Below are 17,654 nucleotides of genomic sequence, written 5' to 3' on the forward strand. Positions count from 1 at the left end.
GCCCGGCTATGTCTCTACGTTGGAGTGCAAACATCTGGAAGATAGGAAAAAGCATGGAACCGTCAAAGCCGCCCCATGCTGTGCCTGGCGAATTCTTCCTCCTGATGCCTGATACCACGCGCGGGGGAAAGGGGCACGGCGTTGTGTTCGAGAACGCGAAGCGGCTGCGCATCCCGCCTCGCCTGATCCTGCGGCCAGAAGAAGGGGGATTTCCGCCCATGGCGGAGAAGCCGCTGCTGGTCTACTCAGCAAAGAATGGGAGCCTCCCAGAGGATCTGGAGGGGGGGCTGAGCGGCTACTGGATGGTCACCGAGAGATTACGCGACGCTCTAGTCTCTGTGGACCCGGCTGGCTTTGAGTTTGTAGAGTGTGACTACCGCCTTGCCGATGGATCCAAGGGGCCGCGGTACTTCCTGTGCGATGTAACCCGTGAGCTCGATGCGGTGGACGAAGAAGCCTCGAAACTTCGGATCATCACTGACGCAGGCTATCGAGGTGGAAAGTTCTACGACCTAAGGGGCGGAGCCAGTCTGGCGTTCCGCAAGCAGGTCATCGGTCAAGCCAGAATATTCCGGACGCCTTTCTCGGGAAACCTCGTCTTCTGCGACAGAGAGCTCCGCGACGCTGTGTGGAACGCTGGAATCGGTGGGCCGCGTGCATCGCGAGGCCTCTGGTTCACTGACGCGGCCAGCATCTAAGTCAGAGTTCTGAAGGCCGGACTTTTGGGCGCCTTTCAGATTCGCTTCAAGTGCTTATGAGCGCCTTCTATTCACATCAACAACGTGGGATGAAAAGCATGCGATCGGACTCCACCCATCAGCCGCGCAAGGGCGAGTTCTTCAAACTGCGACCGGATGCTACCCGTAGAGGGAAGGGTCACGGGGTGGTCTTTGATAACGAGGACGCGTTGCTTGTGACTCCCCGGCTGATCCTTTTGCCCGAAGCCCGTGGCTTCCCTCTACTGCGTGAAACCCCGCGCCTGGTCTATCGGGAGCGGCAGGGTGTCCCTCCACAGGACCTGGAAGGCGGGTTGAGCGGCTATTGGCTGATCTCCGAGCGATTGCGCCAGGTCATGGAAGAGATAGACCCTGACGCGTTCGTTTTCGCTGATACCGACTATCGCTTGGAAGACGGTTCAAAGGGACCAGCCTACTTCCTTTGCGACGTGGTCCGCACGCTGGACGCCTTGGATGAAGAAGCCTCCCAGCTCAACATCGTGATCAGCGATGAGTACGAGGCAGGGAAATACTACCGCCTAACTGGTGATGTCCGGTTGGCGTTCAAACGCGAAGTGCTGGGTTCGGCTCACGTGTTCAGATTGCCGTTCCATGGCGGGGTGTTCTGCGACCGAACGTTCAAGGATGCGGTGGAAGCTGCCGGCATCTTCACAGCCAAGAGATCCAATGGGCTCTGGTTTGAAGATGTGGTCAATTGCTGAGTCTGTCCCATCGGCACCAAGTTCGTGACCGATACTGCAAGTATGCGGAGTGCGGTACATGCCTTAAATTCGGAAGGGAACAAGCACATGCCCACGTTGGAACGTAATCAGCCTGCTCCTGGCGAGTTCTATCTGCTGATGCCTGACACGACCCGAAGGGGAAGAGGGCATGGTGTTGAGATCGAGAATGAGGACGCACTGCTGATGCCTCCCAGGCTGATCATTCGCCCCGAAGAAGGCGGTTTTCCTCATCTGGCGCAGAGACCGCGTCTGGTGCTCGATCCAAGGCTGGGGGATCCACCGCAGGACCTCGAAGGAGGAATGAGTGGCTACTGGTTGGTATCAGAGCGCCTCAAGATGGCCTTCACCGAAATAGATCCCGTTGCCTTTGAGTTCGTGGAGTGTGATTACGTGCTTCCGGACGGCACAGAGGGCCCAACGTACTACCTGTGCGAGGTTGCTCGCGAACTGGATGCCGTCGATGAGGAAGCATCGAAGTTCCGGGTCATCGTCGATGAGGGCTATCCGGGCGGGAAGTTCTACGACCTTCGTGGCGGAGCAAGCTTGGCATTCAAGAGGGACGTAATTGGGGACAGTCATGTCTTCAGGAGCCCGTACTCCGGCGATCTTGTCTACTGCGATCGCATGTTCCGGGATGCCATACGCGCTGCGGGAATTGGAAGCGAGTGTGAAATGCGTGGCCTGAGGTTCAAGGACGCAGCCAATGTCTGATATGGCGCGCGTCATTCTAAGCATAATCCGCATGTAAAAATTGAAGACGGCTGCGGCGCGTCTCATGGAACGGGATCGGTAGTCGAACTTAAGATCGATTTCATTTTTGTCCGATTGCTTGCCGGTGCAGAACGGTTTAAAAAGCAGTCATGCCTATTCAGTGCTTGAGTTGAAGGCAGAGCGGTAAGAGGCAGGTCGCATCGGTACTTCAGAGCGGCCAGAGGAATTGGAGAGAAGCAGTAGTGCGCTATGTCGGTGGAGGGGGCTTCAGGCTGTGAGCGCGCGGGCATGACTCGAGGAGGGCATGGAAGGTTGGCACCCTCTGATAAGCTCTTGGCACGCTTATTTAGATCGATTCTGAGGTGAGGCAAACAATGACTTCGAATCTGCCAAAGAAGGGCGAGTTCTTCGAGTTGCGCCCAGATGCCCGACGGCGCGGCAAAGGGCATGGCGTCGTTTTTGAGAACGAGTCTTCTCTGAAGACCCCTCCAAATTTCCTCTTGCGTCCCGATCAGGGGGGCTTCCCGCCTCTGCGCGAGACCCCGCGCTTAGTGTATTACCCAAGCGAAGGGTGGCCACCGGAGGATCTTGAAGCTGGGATGAGCGGCTATTGGCTCGTTTCCGGGCGTCTCCGCGAGGTGATGGCGGCCGTGGACCCAGGAGCTTTTGCGTTCAGGGAGACTGACTATCGACTCGCTGATGGAGCAATGGGTGGCCCTTATTTCCTTTGCGATGTCATCAGAACCATTGATGCCTTGGATGAGGCAGCATCCCAGCTGAAGATCATCGTGAGTGACGACTATGAAGAGGGGAAATACTACGATCTGACTGGCGACGTCCGCTTGGCGTTCAAGCGGGAGGTCATCGGCGGTGCTCACGTATTCCGGCTCCCTTACTACGAAGGTGTCTTCTGCGACCGCACTTTCAAGGAGGCGGTCGAAGCCGCGGGACTGATCGCCAGCGGTACGTCCAACGGTCTGTGGTTCTATGACGCGGTGAACTGCTGAGACCAGGCGATGCTGGAGTCAAGGAGGATTTGTGGCTGGACATTCCACTCATTTGCAGGACCATCACGCGATTGAGCAGCAGACGCTGAGGCACAGCCCGTTGCTCGCAAAGCTGCAGGAGGCCGGGCGATTCAACATTCACGCCCAAGAGAACCGGCTGTTCCTCCCCGCAAACCCTGCCTATGCAGATGCGATGGGCATTACGCCGCACAGTGGCGGACCGTTGGGTGAATACCAGAACGGAATGATTCGGCGATTGAACGAGATTCAGAGAACGCGAGACGGTAAGGCCGCGCTGCTGAATGACTCTGACGCCCTCGATAGAGTGATGGCACGTGTAGAAGCATTGCGAGACACCGTCAAGGTCGGGTTGATCAACGGCGATCTCAACACGAATACTCCGCTGGGAAGCACGCCTGCGATCACGAACAAACGAATCCGGGATTTTTTTGACGGAGTTCCTGAGTACCACCAAACGCATATCGCTCAGATCCAAGCCTTGAAAGGTTTCACCGGGGTCGACCTTGGCTGGGTGGCTGTCACTCATTCCGAAAGTGGTATCGTGACTACGCTCAATAGAATCGAGTATGACGCCAAGCCACTGACTCGCGGTGGAAACATTGAGTTGCAGCGAAGCGGCCTGTCGCTTGCCATTTCCAATGCCCACCACGGTGGCCGAGTTGTTCTGACAGAGCCGGGTATCCAGACGGTCGAGCGCGTGCTCGGCGAGGAAGCCGGGCATCGTATTCGCAGCCCGCGATCGCAGCAAGGCGGTGCGACATTGGATCTCCTCCTCGGCGAAGCCTCCACCAGCCAACTGATCCGCTCCGGTGGCCTGCTAGCCTCCGGCGCCGATGCCGTCATCACCGCCCGCCGCACCTCACAGCTGCTGGAAGAAGGCAACGGCACCGCCGCCCAGTCCGAGCTCACCCACGCTCTGGCGCGCAACGGCGGTGGCTGGGTCGGTGGCATGGCTACCGCGTCGGTGATCGGCACGTCCAGCTTCGTCCCTGCGGCCATCGTCGCGGGCGATGCGCTGCTGATGAGCAAGGCGTTCGACAAGGGCGCCGATCTGCTCGACAACCGCGCCGTCTACCGGCAGACCGACAAGGCCGATGTCACATGGCAGTTCGATGGCCGCAACTGGCAGCGCCAGGCGGTTATGGACAGCACAGGCGACGGCCTGGGCAATCCGGCTGAGCGCAGTGTGGGTGCCAGTTACGAGAAGGCCCGCGAGCTGGGCGCATACGCCCACGTAAAAGCGGTAGAGCTGGCGCTGGGCAAGGCGCCGCCGCCGCAGGATCCTTTCAGCATCCCGGCGCGGGACGGCGAGGGGCGTCTCGACAATCCCAACTGGCACCGCGATGCGCAGACCGAGCAGTGGACGCGGCAGGTCAAGATTGGCGTGTCCGGTGCCAACGACCGGGGTGTGTATGAGACGCAGACCGCCAGCCCCGAACGCGCCAACGAGTTGAATCGTGAGGCGGTGCAGCGCATCGAGAACAACATCGCCAACGGCAAGGCCGCGATTGCCGCCAGCTACCTGGAGACCCGTGCTGCTACCCGCGCCAGCGACTTCGTGCCGCTGGTACCGGAAGCGGTGGAGCAGGCCCGTACCAAGCCGGACGCCATCCGGGGCTCGGACAACCAGCTTTACCAGCGCGATGAAGCAGGACAATGGCACCACGCTGGCCAAATCGCGCAGGGCAACATGGCGCTGGAGTTGGAGCTGACCCGCACCATCCAGCAGCCATCGCTCGATCAGTTCAACCAGACCATTGCCGCATTGGACGCGCGACCGTTGCCGTCTGCGGCGGAAGTGAACCAGAACGAGCTTCGCCACAGCTACTACGCTGCGGGCGTTGCGCTGACCCCGGCATGGGAGCAGGCCATTGCCCTGGCCACGGCGCGCACGCGCGAGCAGCACGGCATTACGGGTCCCACGCTGCAGGAACTGGGGCCTGTCGCCGAGGGCAACGCGGGCGCGTCCCGGCCCATCACCCATTACCAGGTGGGTCAGGATGGCGTGGCGCGCGCCGTCGCGACCACCAGCACGCAGGAGCTGCAGGCCGCATGGAATGAGGTGCGCGCGCGTGCCAATGAGCAGGCGCCGTTGCCCGACTCGCCCGAGCTGCGCATTGCTGCGCTGTCGGCGGGTGAGCAGGAGGCGTACCGGCAGGCACTGCAGGAAGCCAATCGGCTGGGTGCTGCGCAGGTAGATGCAGGACAGGCTGCACGAGCAGCCGCGCAGGTGGCACATGGCGACAAGCCATCCGAGCAGGATGGAAACGTGGAAGCGCGGCCTGAAGAGCCGGCGACTGCGCAGCCCGTCGCGCCTGTAGCGGTTGCGGCAGCGCCGCCCGCGATAGGGGTCACGCCACCGCCTACGCCCGCCCCCCAGGACAAGCCCGCGCCTCAGCGACACGCCGAGCAGCGCGATCCGCCCCAGCGTGAGGCGGAGCCCGAACCTCAGCCCCATCCAAACAACGAGGCGCCTACCGAAAACCGTACCGCCTCACAGACGCCGGAGCCCGCTGGGCCGATGCAGGCGCACCCGGCCGCACCTGAGCGCGCGACGCCACATGTCGCCGCGCCCTTGGATGCGGCAACGCAGATGATGCCCACGCAGCGCACAGAGCAGGCATCGGAGCCGGAGCAGATGGTCGCACCTGCGGTTGCTCCCACTCCAAAGCAGGACATGGTAGTGCAGGAGAGTGAACCGTTGCCCTTCAAGGAGCCGCTGCCTGCTGAGCCTTCGCGCGATCCATGGCCTTTGGAGCAGGAAGCGGCACAACACGTGCCAGAGCCCGAACCGGCTCTATCGGATGACCTCCAGCCTGTCACTGCGGCTGTCACCGTTCCTGCCGAGCCCACGATAGCGCCGAGCCCTGAGCCAGCCGCGCCCGCACCGGATGAGGCATCGGCCCCGAACTTGGCGCTGCAGAACCCTTCGCAGCCCGGCCACCCCGATCACGCGCTGTATCAGCAGATCCGCGAGGGCGTGGAAGCGCTGGATGCCAAGCACGGTCGCAGCTTCGATGAAGTCAGCGAACGCATGACGGCCAGCCTTCTGGTACTGGCCAAGGACAACGACCTGGAACGGGTGGACCATGTACTGCTGAGCAACGCCACGCGCGAACACCAGGCCGGGCACACGCTGTTCGTGGTGCAGGGCGAGCCCAGCAATCCGGCGCATCAGCGTGCTGCGATGCCGACCGAGCTGGCGGCGCAGACAGCAGTTGAAGAGTCACTGCAACAGTTCGATGCGGTCAGCCGTGAAGCGAATCAGCGTGCGCTTGCGAATCAAATGGATCAGCAGCTGGAAGATCAGCGGGTGCAGCACGACATCCAGATTCGTGCGGCCAGCGGGGGATGATCAACGTGTGAGCTGCACTGGGCGACCTGCGAAAAGGACCGAAGATGAAGCCACAAGGAAAGCGCCGAATATGCATGCTCGCGGGACTGCTCGTTCTTCTGGCTACCGCGTGCCGGCCCGATGCGGCTCGCGACGCAGGCTCGATAGCAGAGGCCCATCGTCCGGATCTGGTGCCGCTTGTGCGCGCCATGCCCACCTCGTCAATGGATGAACCATTGGCAGTGGAATTCGATGTGGATGTTCCCAGCAGGAATTCCTCTCCAACGCTCATGATCGGCATTCGGGTCAATCGTACGGACGACGTCCCGGCACTGGAGGCACTGGTCGATGTTCAGGCATCCGGGCTCCAGGCCAACGTCTCCATGGCGCGCCTGGAATCGGGTGGATGGAAGGACGTGCCGTTGCTCCGGCTGGAGTCGATCATCGGGGAACCTGCCCGGACGATCCCCATCCCCGCCGATGGTCGAATAACCAGCGCGTGGCTGGACGATGCTGACGTACTGGCGCTGCAGAATGCTGGGCTGGAACGACCCGGTGATACCTACGCACAGCTGGCCTTCGCATGGGCACGCAATCCCTCGCCGGGCCGATACCGGGTTGAAGTGCAACTGCATTCGCCTCTGACGCAGCTTGATCCGTATCACCCCGAACTGCTGATTGCCTACCTGCGCAGGCCCAAGTAGCGAAGCAGTCAGCTTCTTGGATTGCTGGCTGGTTCACACATTCAGCATGCCAGTCGTGGCCCCAACTTTGTCCTCCACCTGCCCCCCATCCCACCTATGCCATCATCCGGCCAGGACCGCAGCACCCATCAAGGCTGAACAGGCATGGAGCAGGCAACACGCTACACCGCAACGCTGTACCTGGCCGCGCCCGGCACCCCGCTGAAAAGTGGTGGCATCTCGCCGCGCGGCCATATGTACCTTCAGGTGGCCGCGGGCGACGAGGCCCACAGCTACGGCTTCGCCCCGCCGCGCCACGTGCCGGGCGAAACCCGCTCCGGCGTGCAGTACGCGCAGATGCGCCACGACGATGCCGACGAGCATCTGGACCCGTACTACAGCCGCACCCTGGAAATCACCGAGGAGCATTATGGCTGCCTGCGTGATTTCGCCGAGGAACCGGCCGAGTTCGAATTCGACGTGGATCGCCCGGCCACCATCAACCGCTGCAGCGATTTCGTCTGGGCGGCGCTGCACTACGCCGGCCTGCATCCGCTGCCGGCGCCGCTGGATGGCGGCAGCAACCTGGGCGAGTTCGCGGTGCTGTTCAACCTGCCGGAAATCCAGTGCATTGCCGCGCCGTTCCCGGGCAGCGATCTGAATGCCGAAACCCACCACGCGATGCCCGAGCGCGAGGCCGAACATCATCGCCAGGGCGACCGCGCGATCGATGAACCGCCACCGACGCCGATTGAAGTGGCCGGCACGCTGCTGGACCCCTCACATCCGGACCATCGCCTGTTCTCGCAGCTGATCCAGAAAGTGGCCGAACTGGATGCCGCGCACGGCCGCCCGTTCGATGCGGCCAGCCAGCGCATCAGCGCCAGCCTGCTGGTGCTGGCCAAGCAGAACAATCTCTCGCGCGTGGACCACGTGCTGCTCAGCAGGCCGACCCAAAGCAGCCATGCGGCGGAGAGCATCTTCATCGTGCAGGGGGACCGCAACGACCCGGGGCACCGCCGCGCCAGCATCGCCACCGAGGTGGCGGCCAAGACCGATGTGGCCGATTCGCTGCGGTTGAAGGAGCAGTAACCCGCGCGCCTGCCATACGCGCGCCGGCGCACGCCACGCTTCCCACCTGCTACCATTCCCCCGCAACCCCAGCCAGCCCACCCCGCGCAGACAGATGCGGGGCGGGCCGTCGCAGTACGGCCCAGCGAGCCAGGACACCTTCCCGTGCCCATTCAAGGACGCTCGCATGTTCCGTAATCCTCTATTCCGCTCGGCCGCGCTGGCCGTTGCCGTTTCGCTCAGCCTCGGCGTGCCGTCGGCCTTCGCCGACAACGCTCCCGCTGCCAGTGCCACCGCCGCCGTACAGCGCCAGGCCGTGGCCAAGGGCCTGTACGAGCTGGCCTACAGCCCGAAGCAGAACGCCGTGTTCGTGGCCTCATCCGGTGGCTTCGGTGATGACGCCGGCCCGGCCCAGGTGCTGCGCCTGAATCCGACTACGCTGGCCGTGGAAACCCGTATCCCGCTGGAGCGCAAGGCGTTCGGCGTGGTGCTGGATGACGCCCACAACCGCCTGTACGTGGGCAACACCGTGGACCTGTCGGTGACCGTGGTCGACACCGCGCAGAACAAGGCCGTCGGCACCATCCAGTTGATGGAGAAGAAGACCGGCAAGGACGGCAAGGCCGCCTACACCCACGACCTGCGCGAGCTGGTGGTCGACAGCGCGGCCAACCGCCTGTACGTGACCGGCCACAGCAGCCAGCCGGACGTGAGCAGCGTGCTGTTCGTGATCGATACGAACACGCTGAAGGTGATCGACACCATCGACGGTCTGGGCAATGCCAAGGCGCCGGGTCTGGCGCTGGATGCGGCCAACAAGCGCGTCTACACCAGCAACCTGCTGGCCGATCTGGTGGTGGTGGGTACCGATTCGAACAAGGTGGTGGCGCAGCACAGGATCGCCGCCGAGCAGCCGATGAACATCGCGCTGGACCCGGCCGGCAAGCGCCTGTTTGTGACCGACCAGGGCTCGGAATTCCTGCGTGGCTACCAGGCCAAGAGCAGCGGCCTGGTCAGCAAGCATCCGGGCCAGCGCGTGCTGGTGCTCGATCGCAGCACCGGCAAGGAACTGGCCAGCATCCCGACCGATGCCGGCCCGCTGGGCATCCTGCTGGATGCACCGCGCAAGCGCCTGTACGTGACCAACCGCGAAGCCGGTACGGTGACCGCGTACAACAGTGACAGCTACCAGAAGGTGGCGACCTACAAGGTGCCGACCCACCCGAACAGCTTGGCGCTGGATGCGAAGAACAACGTGTTGTTCGTGAGCATCAAGAACGGCGAGAAGGATGACAAGGGCGCTGACGAGAGCGTGGCGCGGATTCAGCTGTAATGGGGTGACGCCGGGGCACGCCCGGCGGCGAGCCGCGTGAAGAAGGCAGGGTGAAGACCCTGCCTTCTTCATTGGCCGGTTGCGGCGCCAGCAGCCGGAGGCTAGGGTTGAACCTCATGGCAGGGAGCCAAAGGATCTGAATCATGCTGGGTATCCACCGTTGGCTGCGCGCCGGCCTGGTCTTCACGCTGGCGGGCGCACTCGGCGCCTGCAGCAGCCGCGTACCGGATGCGCCGGAGCCACTGGATCTGGTCAAGCCAATCATCGTTGCCGAGCCTGGCCAGGCGGTGCGGTTCGAGTTCGAGACGAATGCCCGCAACTTCAAGCCGGGTCGCACGTATGCGCTGGAGCTGGAGTTGCAGCGCCAAGGGACACGAAGGCCGGACGAGCCTGACGTGGGCACATCAAGGGTCCCGTTCGAGGTGACCCTGCAGCAATGGGGCACTGATGCCTGGAAGGATGTTCCCACCTACGACAGCTATCAGGCCGGGGTGCTCAATGCAGGTGAACAGCTTCCGGAATGGCATGCATCCAGCGAATGGCGGTATACGTCGCCGCACATGGGCAGTGACGGCCAATACACGCTGAGCCTGGTTGCTCTGCCACTGGAGCTTGATACCCGCTATCGCGTACAGGTTCGCACTGCGCAGGCCTCGCCGGAACTGCAGCATTACTCGGCTCAGTTGCGGGTACACGCAGCCCGGCCGCCAGGCAAGTAATCAATTACCACTGGAAGGAACGAAAGAATCACCTTATGGACAAGCCGCGCTATACCGTAGAGATCGTTATTGCTGCACCTGGCACACCGCTGATCGACCCCAGGACGCACAAGCCGGCCGTCGACGCTGAGGGTGTTCCGCAGACGTCTGCCCCAGGACATATGTTCTACGTCCTGCATGCACCCGGCGTGCCTGCGAAGAGCTATGGATTTGCTCCCAAGGAGCACGGAAGCATGAATGGTCCTGGCGCCATCATGGAGGATGACGCAACGGTCTATAGAGACCCGCGCTACACCCGTACCCTCGAGATCAGCGAAGAGCAGTACAGGAAGCTCCAGCAGTTCGGCTCGGACCCGGAGAAATTCGGTTTCAGCAAGCACTATCAGGATGTTCGCCACAACTGCGTGGACTTCACCTGGGAAGCGCTGAATCACGCGGGCATCCAGCGGAAAGGCAGCATCGACGTGAACGCGTTGGGTGGTCCCGCCGGCCAGCTTCTTCCGGATGTTCGCATTCCTCTTGACATCAAGGGGGCAGGCAAGGATGCATTCCGACCGCTGCGCAACATCCACGGTGTGGACAGCATTGACCCGCCGTTTCCGGACAGCGAGCTCAACCAGAGGAAAACCAATCCCCTGCCGGAGCGCAGTCTCAAGCAACACATGCTGAGTGATGCCGAGGGCATGGGCGAACGAAGCGGTGATCTTCTGGCCCGGCACAGCAACGACCCGCTGCTCTCGCAGATCCACCAGGGCGTGGCCCGGCTCGATGCCGAGCGGGGCCGTGCCTTCGATGCCACCAGCGAGAACATCAGTGCCAGCCTGTACGCGCTGGCCAAGGCCAATGGCCTGACCCAGGTCGACCATGTGCTGTTGAGCGATCGCACCGCGCAGGCCGATGTGGCGCAGAGCATCTTCATCGTCCAGGGGGAGCGCAACGACCCGGCACAGTTGCGGGCCAGCATGCCAACGGCGGTGGCCGCGCAGACACCGGCAGAAATCTCCTTCGAGCGCGCTGAGCAGCTGTCGCAGTCTGGGCAGGCGCGTACGCAGGATGAGCTGCAGCAGCGCCAGGTGCAGGAGCAGTCCGGGCCGCGCATGGCCTAGGGCGGCAAGCGTACGGCGAGCCGACGTTCTCGCGGTGGGCCGCTGGTAACGCTGGAGGCGGCTCAGCCCAGGCGGTGTGCCGGGTTCTGCTGTTGTTCCTGCTCACGGGCCTGCTGTTCGGGCAGCTGCCCCATGGCGGGCTGCTGCGGGGCAATGCCCAGCGTCTGCATCGATTGCTCGACCGGCGTCTGTGCGGCCACTGCGGTCGGCATCATCGCCCGCAGGTGCGCCGGATTGGCCGGGTCGCCCTGTACCACGAAGATGTTGTGTCCCGCCGGCTGGTTGGCCGTGGCATGGCTGACCAGCACGTGGTCGACCTGCTGCAGGCCCTGCTCGCGGGCCAGCACGGTCAGGCTGGCAGTCAGGCGTTCGCTGGTCTGGTCGAACGGACGGCCATGCTGGGCGTCCAGTGCGGCCACGCCCTGGCGGATCTGCTGGTTGAGGCCGTACTCGGGGTGGTTGGGGGTGATCTCTGCCATGGGGCGATCTGCAGCGGTAGGTCGTGATGGACCCGGGCAGTATAGAACCGGCCCGTGAACCACCGCTTCGCGGCGGTCAGTCCGCCGGCCGATGGTCGTAGCTGATCACCCGCTCGGCCAGCCAGCGCCCGTCCACGCGGCGCCAGACCTGGATGAAGCGCGCCTGGCCGGTCCAGTGCTCGACACCCTTTGCATCGCGCTCGTGGAAGCGGTGGTCGCCGATTTCCAGGGCGCGATCGTCGTGCAGCGGAAACACCTGCAGCGAGGTCTCCATCAGTTCGCGGCGCAGGTGGGTGTGGTTGGCGCGCGTGCTCTCGCACAGGGCGGCCACGCTGCGGCGGAAGTCGTCGCGCTTGCTGGCGGACTTGCCCGCCTTGTCATGGAAGAACTCCATGTCTTCAGTGGTCATGGCCGCCGCCTTGTCGGCGTCGCAGTCGTCGAACGCGGCGGCGAACAGCTGCGTGTCGGCCTGGCGGATCTGCTCGCGCAGCGTTTCGTTGGCGTTCGGCGTGGCGGCCAGGCCGGCGGCAAGCAGGGGCAGGGTGAGCAGCAGCATGGCGAAGCTCCAGGGCGGGATTCGCGCAGGCTCGCACGCCGCTCTGGGGGCCGCAGCCGCCCTGCGACGAAACGGGATTTCCAGGGAGTGAATGCCCGCATCGGTGGATCGGCCGGGTGGCGTGGGCTGTGCAGAGGGTGTCATGGCCGCCGGCGATTCCATCACGACCGCGATAGGGCCCGGTCTCTAGCCTGAGATCCTCCCCTTCCACAGGAGCTCCCATGCCTGCCTCCCGCATCCGCCTGCACGTTGAAGACACGGGTGGCGACGGCCGCCCGGTCATTCTGATTCACGGTTGGCCGCTGTCCGCCGATGCCTGGAAGACGCAGGTGTCGATCCTGCGCGACGCGCAGCACCGGGTGATCAGCTACGACCGGCGTGGCTTCGGCCGTTCCGACAAGCCGGCCGAGGGCTATGACTACGACACGCTGGCGGCGGATCTGGCCGGGGTGATCGAGGAACGTGATCTGCGCGATGTCACTCTGGTCGGCTTCTCGATGGGCGGCGGCGAAGTGGCCCGCTACGTGGCCAACCATGGGCAGGAGCGCCTGCACAGCGTGGTGTTCGCTGCGGCGGTGCCGCCGTTCCTGCTACGCAGCGACGACAACCCGGACGGCCCGCTGACCCAGGACAAGGCTGACGAAATGCGCAGTGGATTGGAGAAGGATCGCGAGGCGTTCTTCGATGGCTTCACCCGCGATTTCTTCAGCGCCAATGGCCAGCTGATGGTGACCGAAGAGACGCGTCAGGCAGCCATCGCGCTGTGCCATCAATCCGACCAGACGGCGGCGCTCGGCTGCATGAAGGCGTTTGCCACCACGGACTTCCGCGATGACCTGAAGAAGATCACGGTGCCCACCTTGATTCTGCACGGCGACAGCGACGCCATCGTGCCGTTCGAAGGTTCCGGGCAGCGAACGCACCGGGCGATTGCGCGCAGCGAGGTGGTGATCCTTGAAGGCGCGCCTCATGGCTGCAACACCAGCCATGCCGACCACTTCAATCTGGCGCTGCTGAACTTCCTGAAGCGGTAAGCTGCGGCCATGCGCCAGACCAAGACACCCCCGTGGAAGAAGCCCAACCCGAAGGGCCAGACGTCGCAGCCGCTGTCAGCTGCGCAGAAAGAGGCGGCGCGGCAGCGTGCGGAAGAGAATGGGCGACGTTATCCGAATCTGGTGGACAACATGTGGGCCGCGAAGCTGCCGCGCGGGTCCTGATCTGTAGAGCCGAGCCATGCTCGGCTAGCGCGCGTAGCGCGTGCTTTTTCACGGGACAGCAGCCGAGCGTGGGCTCGGCTCTACAGGTTGGCCAGCGGCGTCCAGCCGGGTTCCAGCAAGGGCGCGATCTTTTTCTGGCGGACGGTGATGGCCTCAACCGGCAGCCCCGCCAGGCGCGCAAGCTCTGCATGCAGCACATCGGCATCCACCGGCACGGCCGTAGCTACCTGCAGCCGATCCCCCTGATGCCTGACCTGTACCGGTAGCGTGGCGTGCGCTTCATGCTCGCCGCCGGTGCGACCGATCGGGTAGCGCATCCTTACCGGCCGCGACAGTTGCGCCAGTGCTGGCTGCCACGCCTGCAGCACGAGAGGCTGCCCGGCAGCGGGAACATGTACTTCTGCAATCGTGGCCGGGTAGCCCGTGAGGCTCTCGACCATCACCTGGAAGCGCGCGCCATCCGGCATGACCAGCACGGTGGCGATCAATGCGGAGAACGAGACGAACACCGCCGCGAGGCTCCAGCTGCGCGGCGCGGTGGCCGGGCGCGTTGCGGTGCGCAGGCCCGGTCTGCGCCGCAGCTTGCGCGCATGGATGCGCCGGTCCTTCCTGCGCGGGCTGCTGCTGTGCTCGGGCAGGTTCAAGGGAACGCGTGGAAGGCGCGCCACGCGGGTCTTGATCAGACGCGACAGCAGCATCCACGCGATCACGAACGCCAGCAGCGGGAGCAGCGTCCGCACCCATAGATACAGCGTGACCATCCACAACACCTCTACATACGGCCATCCATGCTCATCCACATCCTACCGGGACCACGCGACGGTTGTCGTATCCGCCAGCCGACAAGCACAGGGCGCTTGGTTAGGATGGTCCTTTGTTGTCATGGATGAACCGATGGCCTCTGCTGCAACCCGCTTCTGCCGTATCTGCGGCCCGGGCCCGATCCTGCTGGTACTGCAGGTGGTGGCATTGCTGGCGGTGGCGCTTGCCGCCGGCTTCTTCCACACCCGCGTGGGGTTGCTGCTGGAGCCGGTGGATGAAGCCTGTGGTGGCCCGGACGCTGCCGCACGCATGCAGGTGGCCGAGCAGCTGATGGCACGTTCCACCGCGTTGGCGCCGTGGCAACCGTTGCAGTGGGTTCCGATGGCCGGTGTGGTGCTGGCGCTGCTGGGTGCGATGTCGATCAGCATCTATCGGCTGGGTCGCTTGTCGGAACGGTTGCGATGGGCCAACTGGGGGTTGATGGCACTGCATGCCGTGATCCTGGCGCTGGCCACTCGCGTCCTGCATCTGTATGACATGGCGTGGACCAGCGTAGCCACGCTTTCGCCGGCAGCGTGCCTGGTGGAGCTGGGTGAGCAGGGGCGGTTGCCGCTGGCCCAGGCGCAGCAGGTGGTGTTCGAGATTCTTACCCGCGCGCATGCACCGTTGCTGCGCAATCCTGATGATCTGGCCCTGGTACTGGCCGCACTGCTGTTGATGGCGATGGCGGCGGGATTCACGCTGTGGCGGGCGATCGTGCGCGAGCGGAAAGCGGAACCCTCCATTCCGTAGTACGCGCGTGGCTGACGGTGCGCTGGGCTGTGCTCCGCCAATCGCGCTACAGTCTGCGCTCCGCTCCTGCAAGGATGTGCTGATGCGTTGGTTGCTGCGTGCTGTGCCGTTGCTGCTGTGTTCGTTGGCGGTACACGCCGCTGAAGTGGATCGCCGGATCGCGGTGACCATCGACGACCTGCCTTGGGCGCGGGTGGACCAGATCGTTCCGCCGGATCTTCAGGCGCGGCACGAAGCGCTGATGGCGCAGCTTCACCAGGCGGACGTGCCGGTGGTCGGCTTCGTCAACGAGAACAAGCTTGAGATCGACGGCCAGGTGCACCCGGCGCGGGTGCAGATGCTGCGCGACTGGCTGGACGCCGGTTATGCGCTGGGCAACCACACCTACTCGCACATGGACCTGAATGCCAAGGGCGTGCCTGCGTTCCAGCAGGACTTCCTGCGTGGCGAGACGGTGCTGCGGCCGTTGCTGGCCGAGCGCGGACAGGCACCGCAGTGGATGCGCCATCCTTATCTTCGGGCTGGCCGCACACCGGAAGAGCGTGCGGAGATGGACGTGTTCTTCAAGAACCACGGCTATCGCGTAGCACCGGTCACCGTCGACAACGGCGAGTGGGTGTGGGCGTTCGCCTATGCCAACGTGATGAACGAGCAGCCCGATTCCCCGGCACGCGAGGCGACGTTGGCGCAGCTGCGCAAAGGCTATGTGCCCTACATGCTGAACAAGCTGGACTACTACGAGAAGCAGTCGCAGGCGCTGCTGGGCTATGCGCTGCCGCAGGTGTGGCTGATGCATGCCAACGAACTCAACGCGGCCACCTTCGCCGAACTGGTGGCGGCAACCAAGCGCCGCGGCTATCGCTTCATCTCACTGGATGAGGCGATGCGTGATCCGGCCTATGCACGCGGTGCCGAAGGCTACAGTGGCCGTTACGGCCCGAGCTGGCTGCACCGCTGGGCGATGGCGGAGAAGAAACCGAAGGAGTTCTACGCCGGAGAACCGGAAGTGCCGACGTGGGTGATGAAGCTGGCCAAGGTGGATTCGGAGTGAGGCTCAGCGCTTGACGGCCAGCACGCCGTCAAGCGCCAGCTCGGCCTTGAAGCCAGCCTTTTCCAGGCGTTTGGCCACTTCGCGCGGCACGTCGCGACCGCTGGTCAGCTTGTTCGGCGCGCCGGTGTAATGGAACAGCCGGCCGCCCTTGCGGATGACGCGGGCGAGGTGGTCGTAGAACACCTGCGAGTACAACTCGCCGGCAATGCCGAAGCGCGGCGGGTCGTGCAGGATCGCGTCGACACTGTTGCTGGCCACTTGTTCGATCTGCTGCGAGACATCGCCGTGGCTGAACTGCAGGCGGCCCCCTGCGGCCGCCGAGTCCGGATCAGGTGACCACGGATTGAGCGTGCGCAGCCACATCACGTCGGCGTTCTTCTCGAACGAGCGGATCTGGCCGACACCGGCCTCCAGCGCGCAGGCGGCGAAGTAGCCCAGGCCGCCGCAGGTATCGAGGATGACCTTGCCGGCCGGGGCGACCAGCTCGACCTTGCGGCGTGCATCCTCGAACGGTGACAGCTTGGAGGTCGGCAGCATCTTGATGCCGTCGATCTCGAAGGTCGGTGCGCCCCATTCGGTGGGCACCAGCTTGATCAGCGAACCGCTGTAGCGCGAGATCGGCGCGAACTCCTCGCCGTCCCAGTAGTACAGCGTGCGGTCCTTCAGCTTGCCCGGCCACGGGTAGGCCTGGCCACGGAAGTGGAAGCCGTCGCCATCCAGCGCCACGCTGTCCTCGCTGCGGCCGAGGTCGAGCGAGCCCTGCCAGTCGGCAGCGCCCTTGTCATGGGCACGGCGCAGGGTGTCGGCGCTGTCGCGGGTCAGCAGGGGGCCGGTGTAGTGGGGCACGGCAGGTACCGGGACGGTTCGGGGGAGGGCATGGTACCGCAGCTGCTGCCGGGGCCCGGGGTGGCTGCGGCTCTAGATCCACGCCATGCGTGGATGAAGACGGCAGGAGCCGAGCGTGGGCTCGGCTCTACAGCTGGCTCGTGCAGCTGAAGCCGTGCGTGGCTCCTTGTCCTGAGATCATGCCGACGCCACGTGATGGCTGCATGCCCTGCAGCGCGCACGACCGACGATGGACGTCCTGGGTTTCCGGTGGCTGCCGATCAAAGTCGTAGCGCAGGCTGCCGTCTTCCTGCAGCAGCCAATGCACGGTAACGCGCTCATGGCGACCATCACCGAGATCCCAGTCCAGGGTGCGCATGATCAGGGTCTGCCCATCGGGCAGCTGCCGGACTTCGTCATAGGCCCCTTGGGTCTTTGGCGCGCTTACCGCAAGCAGCAGAAACAGCAGCATTGGCATCGCTCCTCAATGGAGACAGGATGTACCTATAGTGCCCTGCGCCGCCATTA

At 64.0% G+C, this 17,654-nt stretch carries 19 protein-coding genes; 14 read left to right on the forward strand and 5 right to left on the reverse strand.

From position 1 onward, the window contains the following. Nucleotides 1–53: 53 nt before the first annotated feature. The 10 genes from AASM09_RS02110 to AASM09_RS02155 all read left to right on the forward strand — a co-directional run bounded on the left by AASM09_RS02110 (nt 54) and on the right by AASM09_RS02155 (nt 11,444). The gene (locus AASM09_RS02110) at nt 54–698 is read left to right on the forward strand and encodes a DUF1629 domain-containing protein (protein ID WP_049428638.1); all 645 of its coding nucleotides are present in this window, start codon (nt 54–56) and stop codon (nt 696–698) included. 98 nt (nt 699–796) lie between these two features. After that, on the forward strand, nt 797–1,438 hold the full coding sequence (locus AASM09_RS02115; RefSeq protein ID WP_049428681.1) for a DUF1629 domain-containing protein: 642 nt from the start codon (nt 797–799) through the stop codon (nt 1,436–1,438). An 87-nt stretch (nt 1,439–1,525) separates the two neighbouring features. Next, entirely contained in the window at nt 1,526–2,170 is a 645-nt protein-coding gene (locus tag AASM09_RS02120) for an imm11 family protein (protein WP_049428641.1), read from the forward strand. A gap of 374 nt (nt 2,171–2,544) precedes the next feature. Then, entirely contained in the window at nt 2,545–3,177 is a 633-nt protein-coding gene (locus tag AASM09_RS02125; RefSeq protein WP_100443756.1) for a DUF1629 domain-containing protein, read from the forward strand. Between the two features lie 31 nt (nt 3,178–3,208). Continuing rightward, the gene (locus AASM09_RS02130; protein ID WP_152906563.1) at nt 3,209–6,553 is read left to right on the forward strand and encodes an XVIPCD domain-containing protein; all 3,345 of its coding nucleotides are present in this window, start codon (nt 3,209–3,211) and stop codon (nt 6,551–6,553) included. A gap of 44 nt (nt 6,554–6,597) precedes the next feature. Beyond that, nucleotides 6,598–7,236: a hypothetical protein gene (locus tag AASM09_RS02135; RefSeq protein ID WP_152906564.1), complete on the forward strand. Its 639-nt coding sequence runs from the start codon at nt 6,598–6,600 to the stop codon at nt 7,234–7,236. A 144-nt stretch (nt 7,237–7,380) separates the two neighbouring features. Continuing rightward, nucleotides 7,381–8,307, forward strand: coding sequence for an XVIPCD domain-containing protein (locus AASM09_RS02140; protein WP_049428648.1), 927 nt, complete (start codon nt 7,381–7,383; stop codon nt 8,305–8,307). A gap of 166 nt (nt 8,308–8,473) precedes the next feature. Beyond that, nucleotides 8,474–9,619 carry a YncE family protein gene (locus AASM09_RS02145; RefSeq protein ID WP_049428650.1) on the forward strand — a complete coding sequence of 382 codons (1,146 nt, stop codon included), beginning with the start codon at nt 8,474–8,476 and terminating at the stop codon, nt 9,617–9,619. A 143-nt stretch (nt 9,620–9,762) separates the two neighbouring features. Further along, on the forward strand, nt 9,763–10,338 hold the full coding sequence (locus AASM09_RS02150; RefSeq protein ID WP_010484173.1) for a hypothetical protein: 576 nt from the start codon (nt 9,763–9,765) through the stop codon (nt 10,336–10,338). A 35-nt stretch (nt 10,339–10,373) separates the two neighbouring features. Next, nucleotides 10,374–11,444, forward strand: coding sequence for an XVIPCD domain-containing protein (locus AASM09_RS02155; protein ID WP_049428652.1), 1,071 nt, complete (start codon nt 10,374–10,376; stop codon nt 11,442–11,444). Nucleotides 11,445–11,506: 62 nt separating this feature from the next. Here the strand turns inward: AASM09_RS02155 and AASM09_RS02160 are convergent, their stop codons facing one another. Continuing rightward, nucleotides 11,507–11,923: an XVIPCD domain-containing protein gene (locus AASM09_RS02160; protein ID WP_049428654.1), complete on the reverse strand. Its 417-nt coding sequence runs from the start codon at nt 11,921–11,923 to the stop codon at nt 11,507–11,509. 76 nt (nt 11,924–11,999) lie between these two features. Further along, nucleotides 12,000–12,479, reverse strand: a complete 480-nt coding sequence (locus AASM09_RS02165; protein ID WP_049428656.1) for a DUF4440 domain-containing protein — start codon at nt 12,477–12,479, stop codon at nt 12,000–12,002. A 221-nt stretch (nt 12,480–12,700) separates the two neighbouring features. Between AASM09_RS02165 and AASM09_RS02170 the strand changes: the two genes are divergently transcribed. Both AASM09_RS02170 and AASM09_RS02175 read left to right on the forward strand, forming a co-directional pair. After that, nucleotides 12,701–13,513 (forward strand): alpha/beta fold hydrolase, encoded by an 813-nt coding sequence (locus AASM09_RS02170; protein ID WP_049428657.1) that lies wholly within the window; start codon nt 12,701–12,703, stop codon nt 13,511–13,513. A 9-nt stretch (nt 13,514–13,522) separates the two neighbouring features. Continuing rightward, the gene (locus AASM09_RS02175; RefSeq protein WP_180848820.1) at nt 13,523–13,696 is read left to right on the forward strand and encodes a hypothetical protein; all 174 of its coding nucleotides are present in this window, start codon (nt 13,523–13,525) and stop codon (nt 13,694–13,696) included. Between the two features lie 80 nt (nt 13,697–13,776). Here the strand turns inward: AASM09_RS02175 and AASM09_RS02180 are convergent, their stop codons facing one another. Beyond that, a complete protein-coding gene (locus AASM09_RS02180) occupies nt 13,777–14,457 on the reverse strand; it encodes a hypothetical protein (protein ID WP_049428659.1) in 681 nt (226 codons plus the stop codon). 133 nt (nt 14,458–14,590) lie between these two features. Here AASM09_RS02180 and AASM09_RS02185 point away from each other — a divergent pair, with 133 nt between their 5' ends. Both AASM09_RS02185 and AASM09_RS02190 read left to right on the forward strand, forming a co-directional pair. Continuing rightward, on the forward strand, nt 14,591–15,250 hold the full coding sequence (locus AASM09_RS02185) for a hypothetical protein (protein ID WP_180848822.1): 660 nt from the start codon (nt 14,591–14,593) through the stop codon (nt 15,248–15,250). A gap of 82 nt (nt 15,251–15,332) precedes the next feature. Continuing rightward, complete coding sequence (locus AASM09_RS02190) at nt 15,333–16,301, forward strand: polysaccharide deacetylase family protein (protein WP_049428663.1); 969 nt, start codon at nt 15,333–15,335, stop codon at nt 16,299–16,301. A gap of 3 nt (nt 16,302–16,304) precedes the next feature. Here the strand turns inward: AASM09_RS02190 and AASM09_RS02195 are convergent, their stop codons facing one another. Together AASM09_RS02195 and AASM09_RS02200 are read right to left on the reverse strand one after the other, a co-directional pair. After that, on the reverse strand, nt 16,305–17,147 hold the full coding sequence (locus AASM09_RS02195) for a class I SAM-dependent methyltransferase (protein ID WP_049428664.1): 843 nt from the start codon (nt 17,145–17,147) through the stop codon (nt 16,305–16,307). Nucleotides 17,148–17,274: 127 nt separating this feature from the next. After that, nucleotides 17,275–17,598, reverse strand: coding sequence for a hypothetical protein (locus AASM09_RS02200; RefSeq protein ID WP_049428666.1), 324 nt, complete (start codon nt 17,596–17,598; stop codon nt 17,275–17,277). Nucleotides 17,599–17,654: the final 56 nt, after the last annotated feature.

This window comes from Stenotrophomonas maltophilia, assembly GCF_039555535.1.
Taxonomy (GTDB): domain Bacteria; phylum Pseudomonadota; class Gammaproteobacteria; order Xanthomonadales; family Xanthomonadaceae; genus Stenotrophomonas; species Stenotrophomonas maltophilia_Q.

What these genes read in the sequence shown, in the direction of transcription:
- AASM09_RS02110 (WP_049428638.1), top strand. Translation starts at nt 54, where the DNA reads ATGGAACCGTCAAAGCCGCCCCATGCTGTGCCTGGCGAATTCTTCCTC.
- AASM09_RS02115 (WP_049428681.1), top strand. Translation starts at nt 797, where the DNA reads ATGCGATCGGACTCCACCCATCAGCCGCGCAAGGGCGAGTTCTTCAAA.
- AASM09_RS02120 (WP_049428641.1), top strand. Translation starts at nt 1,526, where the DNA reads ATGCCCACGTTGGAACGTAATCAGCCTGCTCCTGGCGAGTTCTATCTG.
- AASM09_RS02125 (WP_100443756.1), top strand. Translation starts at nt 2,545, where the DNA reads ATGACTTCGAATCTGCCAAAGAAGGGCGAGTTCTTCGAGTTGCGCCCA.
- AASM09_RS02135 (WP_152906564.1), top strand. Translation starts at nt 6,598, where the DNA reads ATGAAGCCACAAGGAAAGCGCCGAATATGCATGCTCGCGGGACTGCTC.
- AASM09_RS02140 (WP_049428648.1), top strand. Translation starts at nt 7,381, where the DNA reads ATGGAGCAGGCAACACGCTACACCGCAACGCTGTACCTGGCCGCGCCC.
- AASM09_RS02145 (WP_049428650.1), top strand. Translation starts at nt 8,474, where the DNA reads ATGTTCCGTAATCCTCTATTCCGCTCGGCCGCGCTGGCCGTTGCCGTT.
- AASM09_RS02150 (WP_010484173.1), top strand. Translation starts at nt 9,763, where the DNA reads ATGCTGGGTATCCACCGTTGGCTGCGCGCCGGCCTGGTCTTCACGCTG.
- AASM09_RS02155 (WP_049428652.1), top strand. Translation starts at nt 10,374, where the DNA reads ATGGACAAGCCGCGCTATACCGTAGAGATCGTTATTGCTGCACCTGGC.
- AASM09_RS02160 (WP_049428654.1), bottom strand. Translation starts at nt 11,923, where the DNA reads ATGGCAGAGATCACCCCCAACCACCCCGAGTACGGCCTCAACCAGCAG.
- AASM09_RS02165 (WP_049428656.1), bottom strand. Translation starts at nt 12,479, where the DNA reads ATGCTGCTGCTCACCCTGCCCCTGCTTGCCGCCGGCCTGGCCGCCACG.
- AASM09_RS02170 (WP_049428657.1), top strand. Translation starts at nt 12,701, where the DNA reads ATGCCTGCCTCCCGCATCCGCCTGCACGTTGAAGACACGGGTGGCGAC.
- AASM09_RS02175 (WP_180848820.1), top strand. Translation starts at nt 13,523, where the DNA reads ATGCGCCAGACCAAGACACCCCCGTGGAAGAAGCCCAACCCGAAGGGC.
- AASM09_RS02180 (WP_049428659.1), bottom strand. Translation starts at nt 14,457, where the DNA reads ATGGTCACGCTGTATCTATGGGTGCGGACGCTGCTCCCGCTGCTGGCG.
- AASM09_RS02185 (WP_180848822.1), top strand. Translation starts at nt 14,591, where the DNA reads ATGGCCTCTGCTGCAACCCGCTTCTGCCGTATCTGCGGCCCGGGCCCG.
- AASM09_RS02190 (WP_049428663.1), top strand. Translation starts at nt 15,333, where the DNA reads ATGCGTTGGTTGCTGCGTGCTGTGCCGTTGCTGCTGTGTTCGTTGGCG.
- AASM09_RS02200 (WP_049428666.1), bottom strand. Translation starts at nt 17,598, where the DNA reads ATGCTGCTGTTTCTGCTGCTTGCGGTAAGCGCGCCAAAGACCCAAGGG.